Origin of the sequence: Nocardia barduliensis, assembly GCF_013315795.1 — a bacterium.
In the GTDB taxonomy this organism is placed as follows: domain Bacteria; phylum Actinomycetota; class Actinomycetes; order Mycobacteriales; family Mycobacteriaceae; genus Nocardia; species Nocardia barduliensis.
In genome coordinates this window covers 1-20,464 of record NZ_JABLTE010000087.1, presented here as the reverse complement: position 1 = coordinate 20,464, position 20,464 = coordinate 1, and the positions used below count along the sequence as shown (strand labels likewise).

Annotated in this window: 19 protein-coding genes; 11 read left to right on the top strand and 8 right to left on the bottom strand. The window is 67.9% G+C overall.

What is annotated here, in order from left to right; genetic code table 11:
- Positions 1-28 precede the first annotated feature (28 nt).
- Positions 29-1,081, bottom strand: a complete 1,053-nt coding sequence (locus HOV91_RS29060) for a PDR/VanB family oxidoreductase (protein ID WP_174188504.1) — start codon at positions 1,079-1,081, stop codon at positions 29-31.
- On the bottom strand, positions 1,081-1,971 hold the full coding sequence (locus HOV91_RS29055) for a metal-dependent hydrolase (RefSeq protein WP_174188503.1): 891 nt from the start codon (positions 1,969-1,971) through the stop codon (positions 1,081-1,083). The genes HOV91_RS29060 and HOV91_RS29055 overlap by 1 nt, the downstream gene beginning before the upstream one ends.
- Positions 1,972-2,067: 96 nt before the next feature.
- On the opposite strand from HOV91_RS29055, the gene HOV91_RS29050 reads away from it, so the two are divergent.
- The 3 genes from HOV91_RS29050 (at position 2,068) to HOV91_RS29040 (ending at position 5,688) form a co-directional block, all read left to right on the top strand.
- Complete coding sequence (locus tag HOV91_RS29050; protein ID WP_174188502.1) at positions 2,068-2,700, top strand: TetR/AcrR family transcriptional regulator; 633 nt, start codon at positions 2,068-2,070, stop codon at positions 2,698-2,700.
- 203 nt (positions 2,701-2,903) lie between these two features.
- Positions 2,904-3,428, top strand: coding sequence for a hypothetical protein (locus tag HOV91_RS29045; RefSeq protein ID WP_174188501.1), 525 nt, complete (start codon positions 2,904-2,906; stop codon positions 3,426-3,428).
- 691 nt (positions 3,429-4,119) lie between these two features.
- A complete protein-coding gene (locus HOV91_RS29040; protein WP_174188500.1) occupies positions 4,120-5,688 on the top strand; it encodes a flavin-containing monooxygenase in 1,569 nt (522 codons plus the stop codon).
- 11 nt (positions 5,689-5,699) lie between these two features.
- On the opposite strand, the gene HOV91_RS29035 is transcribed toward HOV91_RS29040, so the two are convergent.
- From HOV91_RS29035 to HOV91_RS29020, 4 genes are read right to left on the bottom strand one after another with little or no spacing between them, the layout of a single operon-like run.
- Positions 5,700-6,071: a VOC family protein gene (locus tag HOV91_RS29035; protein ID WP_174188499.1), complete on the bottom strand. Its 372-nt coding sequence runs from the start codon at positions 6,069-6,071 to the stop codon at positions 5,700-5,702.
- Positions 6,068-7,042, bottom strand: a complete 975-nt coding sequence (gene lipP1 / locus HOV91_RS29030; RefSeq protein WP_174188498.1) for a LipP1 family hormone-sensitive lipase — start codon at positions 7,040-7,042, stop codon at positions 6,068-6,070. The genes HOV91_RS29035 and lipP1 overlap by 4 nt, the downstream gene beginning before the upstream one ends.
- A gap of 15 nt (positions 7,043-7,057) precedes the next feature.
- Positions 7,058-7,816 (bottom strand): glucose 1-dehydrogenase, encoded by a 759-nt coding sequence (locus tag HOV91_RS29025; RefSeq protein ID WP_174188497.1) that lies wholly within the window; start codon positions 7,814-7,816, stop codon positions 7,058-7,060.
- Positions 7,817-7,850: 34 nt separating this feature from the next.
- Positions 7,851-8,978 carry an LLM class flavin-dependent oxidoreductase gene (locus HOV91_RS29020; RefSeq protein ID WP_174188496.1) on the bottom strand — a complete coding sequence of 376 codons (1,128 nt, stop codon included), beginning with the start codon at positions 8,976-8,978 and terminating at the stop codon, positions 7,851-7,853.
- 220 nt (positions 8,979-9,198) lie between these two features.
- Between HOV91_RS29020 and HOV91_RS29015 the strand changes: the two genes are divergently transcribed.
- From HOV91_RS29015 to HOV91_RS29000, 4 genes are read left to right on the top strand one after another with little or no spacing between them, the layout of a single operon-like run.
- Positions 9,199-9,954 (top strand): glucose 1-dehydrogenase, encoded by a 756-nt coding sequence (locus HOV91_RS29015; protein WP_174188495.1) that lies wholly within the window; start codon positions 9,199-9,201, stop codon positions 9,952-9,954.
- 13 nt (positions 9,955-9,967) lie between these two features.
- On the top strand, positions 9,968-11,689 hold the full coding sequence (gene kstD, locus HOV91_RS29010; RefSeq protein WP_174188494.1) for a 3-oxosteroid 1-dehydrogenase: 1,722 nt from the start codon (positions 9,968-9,970) through the stop codon (positions 11,687-11,689).
- Entirely contained in the window at positions 11,689-12,420 is a 732-nt protein-coding gene (locus HOV91_RS29005; protein WP_174188493.1) for a glucose 1-dehydrogenase, read from the top strand. Before kstD ends, HOV91_RS29005 begins: the two co-directional genes overlap by 1 nt.
- 46 nt (positions 12,421-12,466) lie before the next feature.
- Positions 12,467-13,285 (top strand): SDR family NAD(P)-dependent oxidoreductase, encoded by an 819-nt coding sequence (locus HOV91_RS29000; protein WP_174188492.1) that lies wholly within the window; start codon positions 12,467-12,469, stop codon positions 13,283-13,285.
- Positions 13,286-13,345: 60 nt separating this feature from the next.
- On the opposite strand, the gene HOV91_RS28995 is transcribed toward HOV91_RS29000, so the two are convergent.
- Positions 13,346-13,549, bottom strand: a complete 204-nt coding sequence (locus tag HOV91_RS28995) for a hypothetical protein (RefSeq protein WP_174188491.1) — start codon at positions 13,547-13,549, stop codon at positions 13,346-13,348.
- A 156-nt stretch (positions 13,550-13,705) separates the two neighbouring features.
- On the opposite strand from HOV91_RS28995, the gene HOV91_RS28990 reads away from it, so the two are divergent.
- The 3 genes from HOV91_RS28990 (at position 13,706) to HOV91_RS28980 (ending at position 16,245) form a co-directional block, all read left to right on the top strand.
- A complete protein-coding gene (locus tag HOV91_RS28990; RefSeq protein ID WP_174188490.1) occupies positions 13,706-14,218 on the top strand; it encodes a hypothetical protein in 513 nt (170 codons plus the stop codon).
- 67 nt (positions 14,219-14,285) lie between these two features.
- A complete protein-coding gene (locus HOV91_RS28985) occupies positions 14,286-15,635 on the top strand; it encodes an NsdA family TPR-like regulatory protein (protein WP_174188489.1) in 1,350 nt (449 codons plus the stop codon).
- Positions 15,628-16,245: a 2'-5' RNA ligase family protein gene (locus HOV91_RS28980; protein WP_174188488.1), complete on the top strand. Its 618-nt coding sequence runs from the start codon at positions 15,628-15,630 to the stop codon at positions 16,243-16,245. The genes HOV91_RS28985 and HOV91_RS28980 overlap by 8 nt, the downstream gene beginning before the upstream one ends.
- Before the next feature lie 70 nt (positions 16,246-16,315).
- Here HOV91_RS28980 and HOV91_RS28975 read toward each other — a convergent pair whose 3' ends face one another.
- The gene (locus tag HOV91_RS28975) at positions 16,316-17,920 is read right to left on the bottom strand and encodes an AMP-binding protein (RefSeq protein WP_174188487.1); all 1,605 of its coding nucleotides are present in this window, start codon (positions 17,918-17,920) and stop codon (positions 16,316-16,318) included.
- A gap of 287 nt (positions 17,921-18,207) precedes the next feature.
- Here HOV91_RS28975 and HOV91_RS28970 point away from each other — a divergent pair, with 287 nt between their 5' ends.
- The gene (locus tag HOV91_RS28970; protein ID WP_174188486.1) at positions 18,208-20,370 is read left to right on the top strand and encodes a pyruvate, phosphate dikinase; all 2,163 of its coding nucleotides are present in this window, start codon (positions 18,208-18,210) and stop codon (positions 20,368-20,370) included.
- The last annotated feature ends 94 nt before the right edge of the window (positions 20,371-20,464 follow it).

Here is a 20,464-nt window from a genome sequence, read left to right as displayed (position 1 = left end):
GCCAACGCTGTGCCTTTCTGTGGCGGTCTCAGAGGTCGACCACGAGATGATCGCCCGCGGCGCGGGAGACGCAGACGAGCATCTGGTTCTCGCGTTCGGCCGTGGTCAGCGAGCGGTCACGGTGGTCGACGGCGCCGGAGACGACCGCCACCTTGCAGGTGCCGCAGAAGCCCTGCCTGCAGGAGTACGGGGTGTCCGGTAGTTCGCGATGGATCGCGGCGAGCGCCGTTTCGTCGGCCGCGACCCGGATGGTGGCGCCGGTGCGGGCCAAGGTGAGGTCGAATTCGGTGCCGTCGACGACCGGGAGGGCGGAGAACCGTTCGGTATGTAGCGATCCGGTCGGATTGAGCTCGAACATGCACCGCTGCGCGGCCTCCAGCATCGGTGGCGGCCCGCACACGTACACCGCCGCGCCGGGCCGGGCGCGACACAGCAGTGCGGCGACGTCCGGTGGGCCGAATTCGTCGTCCGGCCTGATCTCGGCATCCGGCAGCTCGGCGAGAAACGGCATGGTCTCGCGCGAGCGGCCGACGTACACCAGCCGCCCGCGCGCACCCGCCGCCTTGACCATCGGGAGGATCGGGGTGATGCCGATACCGCCGGCCAGGAACAGATACGAGGGCGCGTCGACGAAGGTGAACGCGTTACGCGGCCCGCGGATCCGAAGTTCGTCACCGATACGCAGCGATCGGTGGATCTCGCGCGACCCGCCGCCGCCCTCGGGAATCAGCCGCACCGCGATCCGATACCGGAATCGGTCGCTCGGGTCGCCGCACAGGGAGTACTGGCGCTGGCGGCCCGACGGCAGGAAGACATCCACGTGAGCGCCCGGCCGCCAAGCGGGCAGCGGCCCGCCACCGGTCGCGCGCAGCGTCAGGCTCACCACGTCGGCGGCTTCGCGATCGATCGCGGAGATAGTGGTGTCCAAGTCGAACCCGGTGCGGCGCACCGCGTTCGGGCGCGACAGCAGCGTGGCGGTGCGTCCGGTGACGAACACCTTCCGGTAGATGTCCATGACATCGCCCAGCAGACGCAATCCCGGAGGCGCCGCGCGGTCGGCCTGGGCAAGCGATCCGCTCATCACCGGGCCGCCCGCGCGGCCGGCGAATGCGCCAGATAGCGCAGCGCCTTGTCCATCGGCCCCAATTGGGACGGATGGAATCCCGGTCGCAGATATCGCGGCATCTCGGTGATGAAGACAGTCCATTTCGGGATGACGCCGCGCCGGGTGGCGCTCCAGAACTGCAGGCCCCAGAACCGGCCTTTGTCCGGCGACGGGTCCTTCCGGTACAGATAGGCGGTCGAGACGATGAACAGCGGCAGCAACGTCGCGCTCGCCAGGATCGCCGTGCGCGCTTTGCGCGCGTAACCGCCGTCGAGATGCATGAACGCGTCGTAGACGACGCTGCGGTGCTCCACCTCTTCTGCCCCGTGCCACCTGACCAGGTCCAGCATCGCCGGGTGCATGCCCTTCTCCGCGAGGATGTCGGCGTTGAGCAGCCATTCACCGAGGACGGCGGTGTAGTGCTCCATGCCCGCGAACAGTCCCAGGCGTTCCTTGAGCCACTCGTCTCGCGCGCGTCCGGTCAAACCGTGGTCGCCGAGGATACGGTCGACCAGCCAGCCGACTTTGGCGACGTAGGAGTCGACGTCCAAGCCGATCGATTGCAGGTGCCTGCGCGCCGCTTCGTGACTGTTGGCGTGCATGGTCTCCTGGCCGATGAATCCGGTCACCTCCTCCCGCAAGCGCTCGTCGTCGATGTGCGGGAGGGCCTCGGCCAGTGCCTGCGCCATGGCTCGTTCCCCTTCGGGCAGAACCAGGTGCATCACGTTGACGATGTGGGTGGCCAGGGCCTCGCCCGGCACGTAGTGCATGGGCACGGAGTCGAAGTCGAAATGGACGTCGCGTGCGTTGATCGCATGCGCTTCGTCGCGATACCGGCGCTGCGTCGCGCCCGCCTGCTCAGCCATGACCCGACGGTACATAACAACAAAACGCATTGCAATGTTGCAGCAACAACTCGCCTGGAATGTTGCAGAAGGGGTGCGTTTTGCTAGCGTTGCCCTATGCCCACCGCGTCGAAGGCCACCGCGAGCAGCGAGAACGCCGCCGGTACTTTGGTCACCCGGATCCTGGACGCGGCCTTGGTGCTGTTCGAGCAGGTCGGCGTCAAGAAGACGACGATCGAGGAGGTCGCTCGCAAGGCGGGCGTGGACCGGGTGACCGTCTACCGCCACGTCGGCGGGCGCGACGACCTGGTGCAAGCGGTGATCAGCCGCGAAGTGGCCGCCGTGCTCGCCGAGATCGCCGAGATTCCCGACCGGCACGACGACATCGGCGACCTCGTCGCCGACATCTTCGTCACCGTCATCACCCGCTGGCGCACCAATCCGCTCGTCGAACGCATGCTGGCGCTGGAACCGGCGCGCGTGGTACTCAAGCTGACGGTCGACGGCGCGGGTCCGTTCGCCATGTCCGTGCACACCACCGATACCGCGCTGCGGCGCGCCGTCGAGCGGGGAATCCTCGCGCCCACCCCCGATTCGACCACCCGCGCGGAGATCGTGTGCCGGATCGTCCACTCGCTGATCCTCGCGCCGCACGGACTCACCGAACTGCGGACCGACCAGCAACTCGGCGATTTCGCCCGCACGTATCTGGTACCCGTGGTGACCGGACCGAACGACCTGCCCCGCTGAGCGCGCCCGGGTCGCGCCAGCCGATAGTTGCCGGCACCTGGTCGGTCGCCGCGGGTTCAGGAGTCTCGGCACCTGCGCACCCGGATTCCGGGGGAGGCGCCGACCCGCTCGGTTCCGGCGCGGCGACCGCATTCGTCGACTTGTAGGGTTCCCCGAGAGCCGGAAGAATCTGCGGCGCAAGCGCGAAGGAAGGGACAGCGGGGATGTCGGACGCTTCGGTCGAGGTGCTCCTGGACGACTTCGAGAACAAGGACAACTGGGAGGTCTCCGGAGCCGGGGCGGACCGGACGCATCTCACGACGTTCGCCGAGGGAGCGCCGAGCAAGCCGCCCGGCGTGTACGCCGACGGCATCGCGGGCGCCGACCACCGGGCACTCGTGCTGCTGATTCGTTCCGCCGCTGACGATCTCGAGGTCGACCTCGTGGCGAAGGCGGGCCGGTCGTTCTCGATCGCCGGTCGCTTGGCGGCGCTGAACCTGTGGGTGCGCTCGCCGCACGCGTCGATCCGGGTGTCGGCGCGGCTGCGCGGCGCCGGGCAGGACGAGCGAGAGCTGGTCTTGGGAAACATCTCCGCGACCGGGGAATGGCAGCGGCTCGAACACGACCTGGCCGACCCCTGCGACGACAGCGCCCTGGTCGCGTTGACCATCCGGCTCGCCCGCGTGGTGAAGCGGGAAGGGGAAGTCATGATTCTGCTGGACGACTTGACCGCCCGCACCACAGCTTGAGGCACAGGGGTTCCGCGCGGGCGCGCGCCGAGGGTTCCCGTTCGACCGGTCACCGCCTGTAGCCCACGGCAATGGTCGAAATCTCCGCTGCACGCGGTAAAAACGCAGCGGTGCAACCCGTTTCAGGATCGCTCCGAGAAGTGGTCGCGATGCGGTGCCGGTGTGCGCACTGATCAGTGTGCCGACGAACAGGTACGCACGCACCACACGGCTCCGCATTTGTCGGCGGGCAGTGCCGCCGGCGTGGCGAACCGATCGAGGTTCCGCCGGATCGCCTCGGCCGCTTGATTTTTCGCCGCCGGGGCGCGGCACTGCTCACCGGCGCCCGAATGTTCGACTCCCGGTCCGCACCTCCTGGGCTTCGCCCGAGGTGGTCCGAGGGTCGGTGCTCCCATCGGCCATTCCGACGGGACAGTGCTGCCCAGTCGAGTAGCTGGAAGTGTGCAGGTCGACGCATCGTCGGGGGGATCAGCGCAGACGGAGCGTGGCGCGACCGCTCGTCGACCGGCTCGCCGGACTACGTGCCGTCGATCATGTCGTATGCGTTCGTACGGTGCGGCTCCGCACTTTTGGTTTGTTCTCGCCCCGCCGAACCCGCCCGGATGATCTTGCCATCCATACCGGTCCAGCCAACGAAGAGATTGGGGTAGCTGAATGTTGACCATGGGCTGAGCGTGAAGGAGGAGGGGTGATGAACGCGATGACCTGCACAGTGGCCGTCGTCGGCGCGGGCTTCGGTGGCATCGGGATGGGGGTCGAGTTGCGACGGGCCGGAATCGCCGACTTCGTGATCTTCGAGCGGGGCGGCGATGTCGGGGGAGTCTGGCGGGACAACACCTATCCGGGCTGCTCCTGTGATGTGCCGTCCCACCTGTATTCGTTCTCGTTCGCGCCCTACCGCAGTAGCCGCATCCGGTATCCGCGCCAAGAAGAGATCCTGGACTACCTGCGCGAGGTCACCGCAGACCGTGGTCTGGCTCCGCATCTGATGTTGAACACCGCCATCGTCGAGGCCACCTATCTGGAGAACCGGGGTTGCTGGGAACTGCTCACGTCCTGTGGACAGCGCGTGCTGGCCGACGTCGTGATCTTCGCCGTAGGTCAGCTGCACCGGCCGAACATCCCGGATATCGCGGGCCGGGCCGACTTCGCCGGAACGTCTTTCCATTCCGCGCGCTGGGACCACGACCAGGACCTGCGTGGGATGGACGTGGCCGTGATCGGCACCGGCTCGAGCGCGGCGCAGATGCTGCCGACCCTGGCCGCGACCGCCCGCCGCGTCCGCGTCTTCCAGCGCACACCGCACTGGGTGCTGCCCAAACCACCGGCCGATTTCGGACCGCTGGCGCGAGCGGCGTTACGGCTGCCCGGCGCGCACGGTCTCTACCGCCGCGCGCTCTACTACGGCGCGGAGGTCCTGTTCGTGCCGATCATGCGCCGGGGCTGGTCGGCCCGGCCTGCCGAATGGGCTGCTCGCCGGTACCTGCGCAGCCGGATCTCGGACCCGGTTCTGCGCGCGAAGCTCACACCCGACTATCCGATCGGCGGCAAGCGCATCGTCTTCGACAGCCACTACTACTCGGCGCTGACCCGCGACAACGTCGAGCTGATCACCGCGCCCATCTCCCGGATCGTTCACGACGGCCTCCGCACCGCAGACGGGGCCCACCATCACGCCGACGTGATCGTCTACGCCACCGGCTTCCGCGCCCCGGAATTCCTGGTCCCGATCACCGTGCGCGGACGCGGGGGAGCGCTGCTGCACGAGCAATGGCGCACCGGCGCGGCAGCGCTGCTCGGGGTGGCGGTTCCCGGCTATCCGAATGCCTTCCTGATCGCCGGACCGAACAGCTTCAACCCCGCGGGCAGTAATCCGGGGATGAAAGAGCACCAGATCGACTACATCATCCGCTGTCTGCGCTGGCGCGACCGGATCGGCGCGACCGCCATCGAAGTCCGAGCGGCCGCGATGCGGGCACACCAGCAGTGGATCGAGCGCGCTGTCGCGAAGACAGTGTGGCCCGGCATGCGGACCTGCTGGTACAAGCACGACAGCGGGCGCGTCACCAATCCGTGGCCCGCCTCGGCCCGCGCCTTCGAGCGCGCGCTGCGGCGACCGCCGTCCGCGTCGTTCCGCGCTGTTCCCCTCGAACCGGCGACGACGGATCGGAATTCGCCGGACCGAGTGGAGCGGCGCAAGACGTCCGCCGGGCCGGGGGGCTCCGAACCGGAGACGACCCAGGCGATTCGCGCCGACTGAGGCTCGAACCGCTACGGCCCCGGCTCGATCGGCGCGGACCGTGCGACGGATTCGAAGAGGGCGATGTGCCACGCGGAGCCGGGCGTCGGGCATAGGACAGCCCGGCGCTCATGCGGTCCGGTGACCGGTTGTCCTGCCTCGAACCCGCTGGCGCGCAGCCGATTCAACTCGGCATCGAGGTCGTCGACCTTGATCGCGAGGAACGGGGTGTCGTCGTCGCGGTCGGTGCCCGCGAGCATGACACGGACGCCATTGCTGTCGAACTGGGCCCAGCGGTCGCCGTCCACGACGGTGGGCCCAGCGCCGAAGACGGCGGTCAGCAGGGCCACGGCGGCGGGCAGGTCCTCGGTGGGGAAGGCGGGGCCGATGCGCTGGATGGTCATGAATGCTCCCTGGCAGTTCGTGGTGCAGGATCGTTCCTGGCGTACGCGGCGCGGATCGCCGAACAGGTGGCGGCAGTCGCCCGGATCGCCTCGGGTAGGTGGCCGGCCATGCTCATGAAGCCGTGGAACATACCGTCGTAGCGGTGGATCTCGGCTGCCACGCCTGCTCGCCGCAGCCGCTGCCCGTAGCTTTCGCCCTCGTCGCGCAACGGATCGAATTCGGCGGTGACGACGAATGCCTGCGGCAGACCGGACAGGTCGGCGTCGAGCGGGTTGGCGTACGGGTGGGCGCCGTCGTGCGCGCCCAGGTACTGACTCCAGTACCAGCGCAGGTGCGCGGCGGTGGTGAAGTAGCCATCGGCGTTCGCGCGGTAGGACTCGGTGGCGCAGGCCGGGTCGAGCATGGGATACAGCAGCAGTTGCCGGGCGATCCCCGGACCGCCCCGGTCCCGTGCCATCAGCGCGGTCACGGCGGCGAGGTTGCCGCCCGCGCTGTCCCCGGCCACGACGAGGCGGGCGGGATCGCCGCCCAACGCCTCGGCGTGGTCGGCGACCCAGCACAGCGCCGCGTACGCGTCCTCGGCCGCGGCCGGGAATCGGTGTTCGGGAGCCTGCCGGTAGTCCACCGACACCACGATCGCGTCCGCTCCGGCGGCCACCGCCCGGCAGAACTGGTCGTGGCTGTCGAGGCTGCAGATCACGAACCCGCCACCGTGGCAGAACACCACGACCGGCGCGGGCCGCAGCGCGCTATCGGGTCGGTAGATCCGGATCCGGACCTCGGGTGCGCCCGGCGGACCGGGAATCCGCCGTTCCCACACCCGCGCGACGGGAATCGGTTCGACGGCGGGCGCGGGACGAGCGGCGAGCAGCCGCCGCGCCTCGGTGGCATCGAGCACTTCGGTGCCCAATGCGGGGAACACGGCGGCGGCGGCATCGACGATCGCCCGCGCCTCGGGTGTCAGCGGCATTCGCGGCTCCTCCGGCTAGTGCGCGGCGTCCGGCGGCAGGAACTTGCCCGCCGCCAAGCCGCCATCGATCGTCACCTCGGCGCCGGTGATGTAGGCGGCGGCATCGGAGGCCAGGAACGCGACCAGTTCGGCGACCTCCTCCGGCGCGCCGGTGCGCTGCAGCGGCAAGGACGGGAAACTGCCCGGCCCCGTGGTGAGGTACGGAACCATCGGCGTCGCGATCGGGCCCGGATGCACCGAGTTGACGCGAATGCCCGCCGGGCCGAGTTCGAGTGCGGCGGTCTTGGTCAGGCCGCGCAATCCCCACTTCGACGAGCCGTAGGCGGAGTGCCCCATGAGCCCCTCGAGACCCGCTTGCGAGGAGATGTTCACGATCGAACCGCCACCGGCCCGCGTCATCGGCCCGACGGCCGCCTGGATACCGCGAAACGGGCCGACCAGGTTCACGCGCAGGATCCGCTCGAGCTGCTCGGGCGAAGTCTCGGTCAGCGGCGCGGCGGTGTAGACGGCGGCGTTGTTCACCAGGACGTCCAACCTGCCGAACGCCGAGATCGCCAGGGCGACAGCGGCTTCCCAGTCGGCGCCGCTGCCGACATCGTGCCGGGCGAAGCGAGCCGCGTCGCCCAGCGACTCGGCCAGCTCGGCGCCTTCGGCTTCCAGAACGTCGGTGATCACCACACGGGCGCCGCGCCGCACGAACAACCGTGCTTCGGCAGCGCCCTGTCCTCGGGCGCCGCCGGTGATCAGGGCGACCTTCCCATTCAGGTCAACCATGGGGAACTCCTCGATGTGTCGGCGATCGCCGGGGTCAGCTGTTGCGGAAGTGGGGGATGACTTTCTCGCCCCAGTGCCGGATGGTCTCCAGGCAGGCATCTTGCGGCACGGTGCCCATCTGGATGAGGCAGAGGATCTCGTCGGCGCCCGCCGCCTGCAGCCGCTCGACATAGGCGATGGCGTCCTCGGGGCTGCCGTAGGCGTGCTCGACATTGAAGACCGAGGTGGCGCCGGTCTGCACCGGGATCTTGGCCTCGTGCAGGTAGGCCACGTGCTCGTCGGCGGCCTGCTTGATCGCCGCGACTTCGTCGGCGTTCGGGTCGACGGCCTCGTCGGGCGCCGGGCCCGCACCGTAGTAGTGCTTGATGGACTGCGCGAAGAAGCGCTGACCGCGGGCGCCGATCTGCTGGGCCTTCTCCCGATCGTCCAGGACGATGGTCGGGCACAGCGCCGCGAAGTGGTCGTTCACGACGGTGGACACGAACCGCTCGCCGGTGCGGGCCGCGATCGCCTCGTCGTAGGTGCGCCGCAGTTCGGCGATCTCCTCCACACCCGCGAATCCCAGGACCAGCGCGCCGATTCCGTAGTCGGCGGCCATCTTCAGCGTGTCCTTCTTGGTGCAGGCCATGAACAGCGGCGGATGCGGCAGCTGCACCGGCCGTGGCAGCAGTGAGTGCGGGGAGACCTGCAAAAGCTCACCGTGGTATTCGAATTCGGCTTCCGGGTCCTGCCACGCCGTGCCGATCATCCGCAGCGACTCCTCGACCTCCTGATAGGTGCGCTCGGGGTCGACACCGCACATGGAGGTCTCGACCGGCGTCGCGCCGCGGCCCGCGCCGAGGTCGAGCCGGCCACCGGACAGCACGTCGAGCATCGCGGCGCGTTCGGCCGCGCGCACCGGATGGTTGAAGTTGAACGGCATGCAGACCACGCCGTGCCCGATCCTGACCCGCTCGGTCTTGGCGGCCACCCAGGTCAGGAAGACTTCCGGGGCGCTCATGTGCGCGTACCACTTCAATCCGTGGTGTTCGACGGCCCAGACGGTGTCGAACCCCATCCGGTCGGCGAGCACCGCCTGCTCCACGCAGTCGCGCAGCACCTGGTGCTCGTGCTCGCGTGAGGGGTCGGCCATCTGGGCTTCGAAGATCATCGAGAACTTCATCCGGTCTCCTTTTCGAGCGCCCGATCGGGCGGGTCGCGGTTTCGTCGGGGGTGGCTCGTCCCGGTGCGGGACAGCCTGGAGCGGTATGCCTAATCGAAATATGACCGCCGGAACATCTCAGGTCAGGAGCTAGTCCCGGTGGCCGGGACCGTCCCGTGCCGGGGGTCGACGGGCGTCCTAGCGTCGGTGAGCAAGCGACGGTCAGAGAGGACGGGAATCGGTGGGACAACTCGACGGCAAGGTGGCGCTGGTCACCGGCGGGGCGCGCGGTATGGGCGCCGAGCACGTGCGGCGGTTCGTCGCCGAAGGCGCGCGAGTGGTGTTCGGTGACCTGCTCGACCACGAGGGAATGGCGCTGGCCGCGGAACTGGGTTCGGCGGCGCGATACGTGCACCACGACGTGACCAGTGAAGCCGATTGGTCCGTCGCGGTGTCCGAGGCGGTCGGCCACTACGGGCGGCTCGACGCGGTGGTGAACAACGCGGGCATTTTGCGCTTCGTCCCGATCGCCGAGATGGCCTTGGCGGATTTCACCGCGATCATGGCGGTCAACGTGACCGGCACCTGGCTCGGCATCAAGACCGCCGCGTCGGCGCTGGCCGAGACCGGAGGTGGTGCGATCGTGAACGTCTCCTCGGTGGAAGGGTTCGTCGGCGCCGCCGGTCTGTCCGCCTACAGCGCGAGCAAGTTCGCGATTCGCGGTATCACCAAGTCGGCGGCCCGTGAACTGGGGCACCTGGGCATCCGGGTCAATTCGCTGCATCCGGGCGGCATCGCCACGCCCATGACCGCCGGAGTGGCCGGAGCATCCGGCGTCGACGGTGACGACTTCTTCGCGAGCCTGCCGATTCCGCGCTGGGGGCAGCCGGTCGAGGTCTCGCATGTGGCGGTGTTCCTGGCCTCGGACGCGGCCAGCTACTGCACCGGAGGCGAATTCGTCGTCGACGGCGGCATGCTCACCGGTTGCGGCTACTGAGGGAAGCGACGCGATGACTCAGGAATTCGAATTCGATGTGGTGGTCGTCGGTTCCGGCGCGGCGGGCATGACCGCCGCCCTGACCGCCGCCTACCGCGGGCTGTCGGTGACGCTGATCGAGAAGAGCCGATCCTTCGGCGGCTCCACCGCCCGGTCGGGCGGCGGCATCTGGATCCCCAACAACCCGGTGCTGCTGCGCGAGGGCGTGCCCGATAGTCCGGAGCTGGCCCGTACCTATCTCAAAGCCGTTGTCGGCGAGCGAGTTCCCGAGGCGAAGCAGCGGGCATTCCTCGATCGCGGCCCCGAGATGATGCGCTACCTCGGCGCCCGCAGCAAATACTGGGAGTTCGTCTACGATCGCGGCTACTCCGACTACCATCCGGAGTTCCCCGGCGGCTTGGCCCAGGGACGCAGCATCGAGCCCGCGCCCCTCGACGGCAGGCTGCTCGGCGGCGATCTGCACAAGATCAACCAGCCGACCATGTCCGGTCCCAAGGGAATCGCCTTCACCGTCAGCGACTTCCACGATCTGAACATGATCGCGCGTACCTGGGCCGGCAAACGCACCGCGATCAAGGTGGGTGTGCAGGCGGTAGGCAACAAGCTGCGCGGGCGGTTGCCGCTGAGCCTGGGCAAGGCGCTCGCCGCCCGGCTGTGGCTGTCGCTGCGGGACGCGGGTGTGCCGGTGTGGCTGAACACGCCGCTGACCGACCTGATCACCGAAGGCCACGCGGTCCTCGGCGTGCGCGCCGAACACGAGGGGACACCGGTGGTGATCAAGGCTCGACGCGGCGTGGTGCTGGCGGCGGGCGGCTTCGAGCACAACCTGGAGATGCGCGAGCAGTACCTCAGCGGTCCGCAGTCCACCGAGTGGACCGTGGGCGCCACCGAGAACGTGGGTGAGGGCATCGTCGCGGGCCAGAAGGCAGGCGGCGCGGTCGATCTCATGGACGACGCGTGGTGGGGCCCGTCCGTGCGCAACCCCGACGGGCCGCCGTTCTTCTGCCTGGCCGAGCGGTCCCAGCCCGGCGGCATCATGGTCAACCACGCCGGTGAACGCTTCGTCAACGAATCGGCTCCGTACGTGAACGTGGTGCACCGGATGTACGAGCAGGAAGCGACCGGCGTCGGACACATTCCGGCGTACTTCATCATGGATCAGCGCTTCCGGGACCGGTACCTGTTCCTGGGGAACTTCCCGAAACGCCCCTTGCCCCAGAAGTATTTCGACGCCGGGATCATCGAACAAGCCGAGACCCTCACCGAGCTCGCGACGAAGATCGGTGTGCCATCAGCGAACCTGACCGCCACGGTGCAGCGGTTCAACCGTTTCGCCCGGGCCGGTCGCGACGAAGACTTCCGGCGAGGCGACTCCGCCTACGACCGCTACTACGGCGACCCGACCGTGCGGCCGAACCCGTGCCTTGCCCCGATCGAGCAGGGCCCGTTCTACGCGGTCGAGATGGTCCCGGGTGATCTGGGCACCAAGGGCGGCTTGGTGACCGACGAGCACGCTCGCGTCCTCGGCGCCGACGACCGGCCGATCGCGGGCCTGTACGCGGCGGGGAACAACTCGGCCTCGGTGATGGGCAACGACTACGCCGGCGCGGGCGCGACCATCGGTCCGGCCATGGTGTTCGGCTACATCGCCGCCGATCACCTCGCGGGCGGCGACCCGCGCGAAATAGCGAAGTCGCCCGCGACGGTGGCGGCCCGGACCGAAGGAGCGCGTTGATGGGACGGGTGGACGGCAAGAACGTGATCGTGACCGGCGGTGCGCGGGGCATGGGCGCGGCCTTCGCGCGGCGCCTGGTCGCCGAGAGCGCCACGGTGGTGATCACCGACGTGCTGGTGGACGAAGGTGTGACGCTGGCGGCCGAACTGGGCGACGCCGCGACCTTCGTCCCGCTCGACGTCACCGACGAGTCGGCGTGGAACGACGTGGTCGCCTACGCCGAGAAGGTTTTCGGGCCGGTCCGCGGCCTGGTCAACAACGCGGGCATCGTGCACGTCGACCCGATCGAGCAGCTGTCGGAAGCCGACTTCCGCAAGGTGGTCGACGTCAACCAGGTCGGGGTGTTCCTCGGCATGAAGGCGGTGCTCGGCTCCATGCGCCGGGCCTGCGGCGGCTCCATCGTCAACATCTCCTCGATCGGCGGGATCATCGCCTTCTCCAATATTCTCGGCTACACCGCCTCCAAGTGGGCCGTGCGCGGCATGACCAAGACCGCTGCGCAGGAATTCGCCGCCGACGGCATTCGCGTCAACTCGGTGCATCCCGGTGTCGTGGTCACGGAGATGACCGCCGATTCGGCGCGCTCGCAGGGGATGTCGGGCAATCAGCCGATTCGCAGGGCCGGCCGCCCGGAGGAACTTGCCAACCTGGTGCTGTTCCTGATCAGCGACGAGTCGAGCTTCAGCACCGGTTCGGAATTCGTCGCCGACGGCGGCTACACGTGCCTGTGACGACGCCCCGGCGGGTCCACCGCCGAACGAGACAAGGAAGACAACCGTGAAGAACTTCGAGGGCAGGACCGCGGTGATCACCGGCGCGGGCGCCGGTATCGGCCGGGCGGTCGCGGTCGAACTCGCCCGGCGCGGCGCGCGGCTGGCGCTGTCGGGCCGCAACGTGGACAACGTCGCCGAGACCGCGGCGCTGTGCGGCCGGGAAGGCGCGCAGGTTCGCGCCTACAAGCTGGACGTGACCGACCGGGACGCCGTCTACCGCCACGCCGACGAGGTGGCCGATGACTTCGGCGGGATCAACCTGGTGGTGAACAACGCCGGGGTCTCGCTGACGGCGAACGTGGAAGAACTCAGCTGGGCGGACTTCGAATGGATCGTCGGCATCAACTTCTGGGGCGTCGCCTACGGCACCAAGGCGTTCCTGCCCCACGTCATCGCCTCCGGTGACGGGCACATCGCCAACGTGTCGAGCATGTTCGGCCTGGCCGCGTGCCCCAGCCAGGGCGCCTACAGCGCGACGAAATTCGCGATCCGGGCCTTCACCGACGCGCTGCGGCAGGAGATGAACATCGCCGGGCACGCGGTGGGCGTCAGCAGCGTGCACCCCGGCATGATCAAGACCGAGATCGCCTGGAAGGCGCGCGCGGGCGGCGATCGCGATCGCGACGCGCTGGCCGCCAACTTCGACCGCCTGGCCAAGACCACCCCCGAACACGCCGCACGGGTCATCGTGAACGGCATCCGCAAGAACAAGGCGAAAATCCTGATCGGCACAGACGCACACGTGATCGATTGGCTACCGCGCCTTTTCGGCGCGGGCTACCAGAAGATCCTCACCGCCCAGATGAAGAACGAAGTCGCGTGACATCGCCTACCGCGGGCGGTCGCGGGGTTCCGCCGGACGGTAGGTGAGCGCCGCCACCACTCAACCACCCTCCTCGATCAGCAGGAAATATGCCGCCTCGAGATGCACGATGCACTCGTCCGGGCGGTGCAGGCGGTGGATGCGCCGAAGCTCGCGAGCGCGTCCGACAGTCAGCTCGAGCAGGTGCACCTGGCACATGCACTCGGCGAGCATGCCGTCCGCTTGGACGAACGTTTTGTGCTGCAGAGGATCCGATGATGTCATGACGACACTCCTGTTTGCGGTGCCAGAGCCCGTGGAAGAAGAGCTCGGTCGCCCCGGCCTCAACGCACACTCGCAGGAACGGCGGGCCGTTCGGTGATGGCTGGTCCAGCTGAGCCATAGACGTCAGTCCCATAGTTCCGCGCACGGGAGTACCGGGTGGTCGGTACTCACATCGTCATCGACCGTGACGACGAGGTCTGGAAAGCGGTGTGCCAGTGCGTCTGCCACGCTTTGCGCTTGGTCGGCACCGGCCTGGTAGTCCAGCGTTACGGCGCCGAACTCGATATGGATGTGGCGGATGCGCCGGGGCGGCATGGCGAATCACTGGGGAAAAGCGGCGGTCTGGTGTGGACGATTCCGGGTTCGACACGCCAGATAAAGCTGCGTCATCGTGCGCGGTTGGTGGTGCATGAAGTCTTCCTCGGGCGCTCGGTCAGCTTCAGACGAAGTCAAGGCGGCGAGTTGGTGGATCGCGAGGATCGCATAGGGCATCGGGGGAGCACCTTCTCTGCGGAGCATCGTGTATCGGCAAAGGCCGCCCGGTACCAAGGGCTTTCGCCACCTATCTCCGGCTCACCGGGGTGGGTGCGCCGCCCCAGAGGCGGCGTCGGCTTGGTACCGGGCGGATATAAATGTGCCTGCTTGCAAGAAGTACGCGCGACCGCGTAGTGCCCCGGTACTGTTGGTCTAACGTTCGTGTTTTACCAGTTCAGGTGGCATATCGTAAGGTGAGTCAATGGTGAGAGGGCGGGCATGGACCGGCTTCGAGGCGGTGGCGCTGCAAGAAGCCATGAGGCGATCGGTTCGGGACTTCGCCGCCTTGCTAGGACTGGAGACGACGACCGTCAACAACTGGCGGACTGGTCTCGGTTCCGTCAGGTTGCGTTCGGCCACCCAAGCCGTCCTGGACACCACCCTCGACGTCAGAGCGACGCCGGCGGACCGGGCACGATTCGAGCAGATCGTGGCGGAGGGTGAGACCGCCTGGCGGAAGCGGCATCAATCGCCAGCCCACCGATCTGCACGTGTAATAGCTGCACCTATAGACGAGACGATCCGTACGGCGCACGCCGATGCCGGTGCAGCGAGCGTGTCACCACCGTCCGCACAGAATCTCAGTGAAGAGTTGATCACGGTGCTCGCTCGGGTCCACAAGCTGAACCGGTCGGTCAACCCAGAGATTCTCCGGCAGCTGCAGACCAGCACACGCCGAAGTATTGCCCGCTATGAAACAATTGATCCGTTCGAGCTTGTTCCGGCGCTGGAGAAGCAGCGCATCTGGCTCGCTGAACTTATCGACGAGTGTGGTAATCCAAGGCAGCGGGGTAAATTATTCGAGATTGCAAGCGAAACCTCGGGCTTGCTCAGTTATATCGCGGTTGGCCGCGGAAATTTCTCGCTCGCACGTGCCTACTGCCTGGAGTCCTTTCACCTCGGTGACTATGCGCAGGACAACAATCTCATGGCCTGGGCGCGCGGCATGCAAAGTTTCTGTGAATACTATGCAGGACAGTACGACAAGGCGTTGAGCTACGCACAAGAAGGCCTCATCTGCGCGGGGGGTGGGCCGCAGAGTGTGCGACTCGCGATCAACGGCGTGGCACGAGCATTGGGGAAAATCGGTGACGTCACAGGTGTGCACCATGCGGTGGATCAGGCCTACGAACGCTTGTCGCACTCTGGTGTCTCGGTGACGGTTCCCTCCAGTATCTCGCTCGAGAGCTATAGTTCCGCACAGGTAGCCGGGAACGCAGCCACCTCGTATCTCTCCTTGGCGATGCCGGACAAGGTCGAACAGTACGTGCAACTTGCCTTGCCCGAAATGAGTGACACAAACTCTCCGTGGGGTCGTTCACTCGTGATGATCGACTTGGCTCGTTCGCATGTTCTGGCCGAAGACGCCGATCTGGATTCCGCAGCAGGGATCATGCTCGCTGCACTCGAGGTGACGTCCCGCGAACCTATGATGCAGGTCCGTCGCCGGGGCATGGAGTTCGTGCATGATGCTGCTGCCAGGTGGGGTGATACTTCACAACTGCGTGCGGTACGTGAGGTGCTGGGGAGTGTGAAGAGTCCCGATGAGTGACATAAGTAGCTCGGACGTTCAAGAGCATGAGCGCCGGAGCGGCCAACTCGGTTACTACTGGTTCCTGACCTTTGAACAAGCCTCCGAACTGCATTCGCTGATCGAAGATTGTCAGCAGGCAATGGACGTCCATTTTTTCGATCCGGTCCAACCAAATGGTCTGCATGTGACGCTGGACAGAATCGCATACGACGGAGACATCGCGCTGGAACACCTCGAGTCCATCGCGATGGCCGCGGGACGCGCTTGTCGAGATGAGGCGCCGTTCACCCTGACGATCGGAAGGCTTACAAATCTGCGAGGGGCGATAGGCTTCCCGGTCTCGCCTGTCGAGCGCCTGCGTACACTCCGCGGCACGCTGCGTACGGCAACACAGTCCGTCTTTCCGGACGCACCGGTGAAAGAACCGAGGTCCGAACCGCATCTGACAATCGCATATCCACTGTTCGAGGGGCTTTCGGCGGAGGCCGCTGCGATCGCGACAAAGACAGAGGCGAAAACCGATGGGGTGGCCGTCACGGTTACCGAAGCGGCAATGGTGGGACTGAAACGTCATGCGCACTCGTACTCGTGGAATGTCATGGCGCGAATACCGCTCACCGGAGAGTAGGGCCTGCGTGAACCTCTATGCCGAGAAAGCTGGGTGAGCGTCCGCGGCAGGGCGGGGGTGTGCGAAGTGTTCAGGATCGCTCCCCCTGCGAACGAAGAACGCGTTTGAGCACCTTGCCGCCCGCGTTGCGAGGTAGTGCCTGCACGACCTCGATGCGACGAGGGACCTTGTACCCGGCCATTCGGGTGCGCGACCACGCGATGATCTCCGAGGTGTCGATCTTCACGGGCACACTCGGGACGACGAAGGCGCAGCCGACTTCACCGAGACGTGCATCGGGGATGCCGACCACGGCGGCTTCGGCTATGGCGGGGTGGGTGAGGAGGATTCGTTCGATCTCGGTGGGATGGACGTTGAAACCGCCGACGATGAACGTGTCCGCGAGGCGGTCGGTGACGCGCAGGTAGCCGTCTTCGTCGAGGGTGCCGACGTCGCCGGTGTGCAACCAACCGCCGGAATCGATGGCGGCCGCTGTCCCCGCGGGATCTTCGAGGTAGCCGTGCATGATGTTGGGTCCGCGGACCACGATTTCGCCGGGCGCACCGGTCGGCACGGGCTGACCGGACCCATCTACGATACGAATTCGCACACCGGGCAGCGCTTTTCCGACGGTGTCCGCGATGAGATCCGCGGGTGCGTCAGGCGAGCAGACTGTGGCGACGCCGGTCGATTCGGTCAGCCCGTATCCAGTGAACACCTTGTCGGCGCCCAGCTCGAGGCGGATTCGTCGCACCAACCCGCTCGGCACATTCGAGCCGCCGGTGCCCGCCAGTCGCAGGGAACTCAGATCATGCGCGCCGCGCCGGTCGTGGGCGAGCAGGTCGTGGAAGAGCGTGGGAGGCCCGGTCAGCACGGTGACGTGCTCGCGCTCGATGACGCGGAACACCTGTCCCGGATCGAATCGGGCCATCGGCACCATGGTGGCGCCGCGCAGTAGCGCCGAGAGGAACCCGGCTTTGTAGCCGAAGGTGTGGGAGAACGGGGTAACCAGCAGGTATCTGTCGTCGTCGGCGAGAGTGACGGCATCGGCCCAGCGGCGGTAGGTCTCGATCGTCTGCCGGTGGGTGGCGGGCACGCCCTTCGGCGCACCTGTGGTGCCGGAGGTGAACAGGAGGTCGCAGACCGTTTCCGGGTGCACGGACGCCCACCGTGCCTCGGCTTCCTCCGCGCGGACGCCGATGCCGGACGCGAGAAACCGGGACCACGGGTGACCATCGACCTCGGCTACCGCGACGTCGTCGAGAAGAACCGTCATCCGCAGCTCCGGCAGTGCAGGCCCCGATTCTCGCAGCATTCGCGGGTAGTCGTTGCCGAGGAACTCGCGCACGGTGAACAGCATGCGGCACCGGCTGCGCGCGAGGACCGCGGCTGCCTCGGGGCCGCGAAACCGAGTGCTGATCGGGACGAGTGTCGCTCCCGCACCGAGCACACCGAGAGCGCCGATCATCCATCGCGCGGTGTTGGGCGCCCAGATCGCCACCCGCTCGCCGGGCTGCGCCATCGATCGCCCCATGAGCGCCCGGGTGACGCTCAGCGCGGCCGCGGCGAGCTCGGCGTAGGTGAGCCGCCCCTCCGGTGCCGCCACCGCCACGCGTGCACCGTCGCGCCGTGCCCGGTCGGTCAGCACCGCCGGAATCGTCGCGAGTTCACCGATCGCCTCGCGCCGTCGAACCATAGGGGCGATCGTGCCGCACCAGCGGCTGGATGCGGCCCGATCGCCGCCAGGTGTCCCGCTGAACGGGCAGGCTCTCCGGGAAACGGTCACGTGCGGTTTCCCCGCGGCGGTCGCCGGCGCGAGACCGTTCGAACGTCCTGCTCAGCGGGACCACGGCTACGGCGGAGGACCGCTGCCACGGCAGGCTCGATTCGGGCCACAGGTGCGCGCGCCACGGTACGAACCGGGCGGGACACCGTCGGTTACGAGTTGACCCCCAGCACGTTCAGTGATCGCTAAGGAGTGACATGACCGCCGGAGCAGAGCTAGTGGAGCGAAACGACGAGGCAGCGGGCGCCGGGCCGGTCGTGGAACTCGACGGCGCCTGCTCGCTGTCGCGGGAACGCATCGGCGGGAAGGCGTGGAGCGTCAATCGGATGCGCGCACTCGGTCTTTCCGTGCCGCCCGCGTTCGTGATCACCATCGACGGCTGGGCCGACTTCGCGGCTCGCGGAGCGATCGGTGACGACATCTGGCGGGCGGTCCGGGCGGGGATCGCCGCGCTGGAACGCGGCACCGGGCGGACCTTCGGGTCGCACACCCGTCCGCTGCTGGTGTCGGTGCGCTCGGGTGCGGCGGTGAGCATGCCGGGAATGATGGACACGGTGCTGAATCTCGGCATGAACGAGGTTGTCGCACGAGCGCTGGCGGACGAGACCGGCAACCCGGGCTATGCGGCCGATACGCGGGAACGTTTCCGTGCTCAGTATCGCGAGACCGTGCTGGGCGATCCGTCCGGTGCGGTGCCCGATGATCCGTGGGAGCAGTTGCGGGCGGCCATCGGCGCGGTGTTCCGGTCCTGGGATTCGCCTCGGGCACAGACCTATCGGCGCAATCGCGGCGTGTCCGGAACCCCGGGCACCGCGGTGACGGTACAAGCCATGGTCTTCGGCAATCTCGACGAGGAATCCGGCACCGGTGTGCTGTTCAGCCGCAACCCGAACACGGGGGAGCCCGCGATGTTCGGCGAATGGCTGGTCGGCGGACAGGGGGAGGACGTGGTCTCCGGCCGGACCACTCCGCGGCCGCTGGACGAGCTGGCCGCCTTCCTGCCGCAGGTGCACCGCGAGCTTCTCGCCGCCGCCGAACTGCTGGAACGCGACGGCCGCGATATCCAGGACATCGAATTCACTGTCGAATCCGGCGTCCTGTGGCTGTTGCAGTCCCGCCCCGCCAAGCGCTCGGCGCGGGCGGCCGTGCGGGCCGCGGTGGGAATGGCCGAGGAGGGACTCATCGGCACGGACGAGGCGCTGAGCCGGGTCACCGCCGAGCAGGTGCGAGCCGTGCTGCGTCCGGCGACCGGTGAGTACGCCGGAACACCGCTGGCCGGGGGCGAATCCGCCTGTCCGGGACTGGCGTCGGGCGTCGTCGTGAGTGATCCGCACGAGGCGGAGCGTCGTGCGGCGGCCGGTGCGGACGTGATCCTGGTGCGTCCCACCACCAGCCCCGACGATCTGCACGGCATGATCGCCGCTCGGGGGATCGTCACCGAAATGGGCGGTGTGACATCGCATGCCGCGCTGGTCAGCCGGGAGATCGGCAGGCCGTGCGTGGTCGGCTGCGGTCCGGGTGTCGTCGCGGCGCTCGTCGGCAGGGTCGTCACCGTGGACGGGGGCGCGGGCACGGTGTGGCCGGGCCGGGTCGAAGGCGGAGCCGTCGACGCGAGCGCCCTCGCGGATGTCGGCAGGTTGGCCGGCTGGGCGGGCACCGACGTCGACGGCTTGGCGGCATGGCTGGACGCGCGCGGGGCCGACGGCTCGACGCACGGGCAGACGGAACCCACGGTCACGGTGACCGAGATTCCCGATCTCGATCTGCTGCGGCTGATCGGGATCAAGGGCCGCGCCGCCCACGAGGCGCTCGCCGCGGGCGTCGGTGCGACGGCCGAGTCCGTCGCCACCCGGTGCGCGGAGCTGGTGGCTCGTGGCCTGTGCGCCGCGACGCCGATCGGGGTGCGCCTCACACCCGAAGGCAGACAACATCTGGAGGACCTGCTGACGACGGAGCGACGGGCGGTCGACCGGGCGGAGATCGCCTCCGTCTATGCCGAATTCTGCGCCTTCAACGGCGATCTCAAGGAAATCGTGACCGCGTGGCAGATGAAGGATCCGGCCACTGTCAACGACCACACCGACGCGGAATACGACGGAGCGGTCCTGGCCCGGCTGAGCGAACTGCACCGTGCCGCGCAACCGCTGCTGCGGCGGATCGGGGAGGTCGCGCCGCGACTGGCTCGTTACTCCGCCCGGTTCGCGCTGGCGATCGAGCGGATCGCGGCCGGTGAGCACGCCTGGGTCGCGCGGCCGGTGCTGGACAGCTATCACACCGTGTGGTTCGAGCTGCACGAGGACCTGATCGGACTGTGCGGCCTGAGCCGCGCCGACGAGGCGGCGGCCGGCCGTGCCCACTGAGACCGCGGGAGAATCCACTGTGCCGCAGGACCGGTGGGTCGAGTTCGCGGGGATCGACAACGTGCGCGATCTGGGCGGGCTGCCCGTGCAGGGC

Bases quoted from the DNA above. Each gene is read 5' to 3' on its own strand.
- HOV91_RS29045 (WP_174188501.1), top strand. From the start codon at position 2,904: ATGTCGGACGCTTCGGTCGAGGTGCTCCTGGACGACTTCGAGAACAAG.
- HOV91_RS29055 (WP_174188503.1), bottom strand. From the start codon at position 1,971: ATGGCTGAGCAGGCGGGCGCGACGCAGCGCCGGTATCGCGACGAAGCG.
- HOV91_RS28970 (WP_174188486.1), top strand. From the start codon at position 18,208: ATGACCGCCGGAGCAGAGCTAGTGGAGCGAAACGACGAGGCAGCGGGC.
- HOV91_RS28975 (WP_174188487.1), bottom strand. From the start codon at position 17,920: ATGGTTCGACGGCGCGAGGCGATCGGTGAACTCGCGACGATTCCGGCG.
- HOV91_RS29020 (WP_174188496.1), bottom strand. From the start codon at position 8,978: ATGAAGTTCTCGATGATCTTCGAAGCCCAGATGGCCGACCCCTCACGC.
- HOV91_RS29035 (WP_174188499.1), bottom strand. From the start codon at position 6,071: ATGACCATCCAGCGCATCGGCCCCGCCTTCCCCACCGAGGACCTGCCC.
- HOV91_RS29005 (WP_174188493.1), top strand. From the start codon at position 11,689: ATGGGACGGGTGGACGGCAAGAACGTGATCGTGACCGGCGGTGCGCGG.
- lipP1 (WP_174188498.1), bottom strand. From the start codon at position 7,042: ATGCCGCTGACACCCGAGGCGCGGGCGATCGTCGATGCCGCCGCCGCC.
- HOV91_RS29060 (WP_174188504.1), bottom strand. From the start codon at position 1,081: ATGAGCGGATCGCTTGCCCAGGCCGACCGCGCGGCGCCTCCGGGATTG.
- HOV91_RS29050 (WP_174188502.1), top strand. From the start codon at position 2,068: ATGCCCACCGCGTCGAAGGCCACCGCGAGCAGCGAGAACGCCGCCGGT.
- HOV91_RS28980 (WP_174188488.1), top strand. From the start codon at position 15,628: ATGAGTGACATAAGTAGCTCGGACGTTCAAGAGCATGAGCGCCGGAGC.
- HOV91_RS29025 (WP_174188497.1), bottom strand. From the start codon at position 7,816: ATGGTTGACCTGAATGGGAAGGTCGCCCTGATCACCGGCGGCGCCCGA.
- kstD (WP_174188494.1), top strand. From the start codon at position 9,968: ATGACTCAGGAATTCGAATTCGATGTGGTGGTCGTCGGTTCCGGCGCG.
- HOV91_RS29040 (WP_174188500.1), top strand. From the start codon at position 4,120: ATGAACGCGATGACCTGCACAGTGGCCGTCGTCGGCGCGGGCTTCGGT.
- HOV91_RS28995 (WP_174188491.1), bottom strand. From the start codon at position 13,549: ATGACATCATCGGATCCTCTGCAGCACAAAACGTTCGTCCAAGCGGAC.
- HOV91_RS28985 (WP_174188489.1), top strand. From the start codon at position 14,286: ATGGTGAGAGGGCGGGCATGGACCGGCTTCGAGGCGGTGGCGCTGCAA.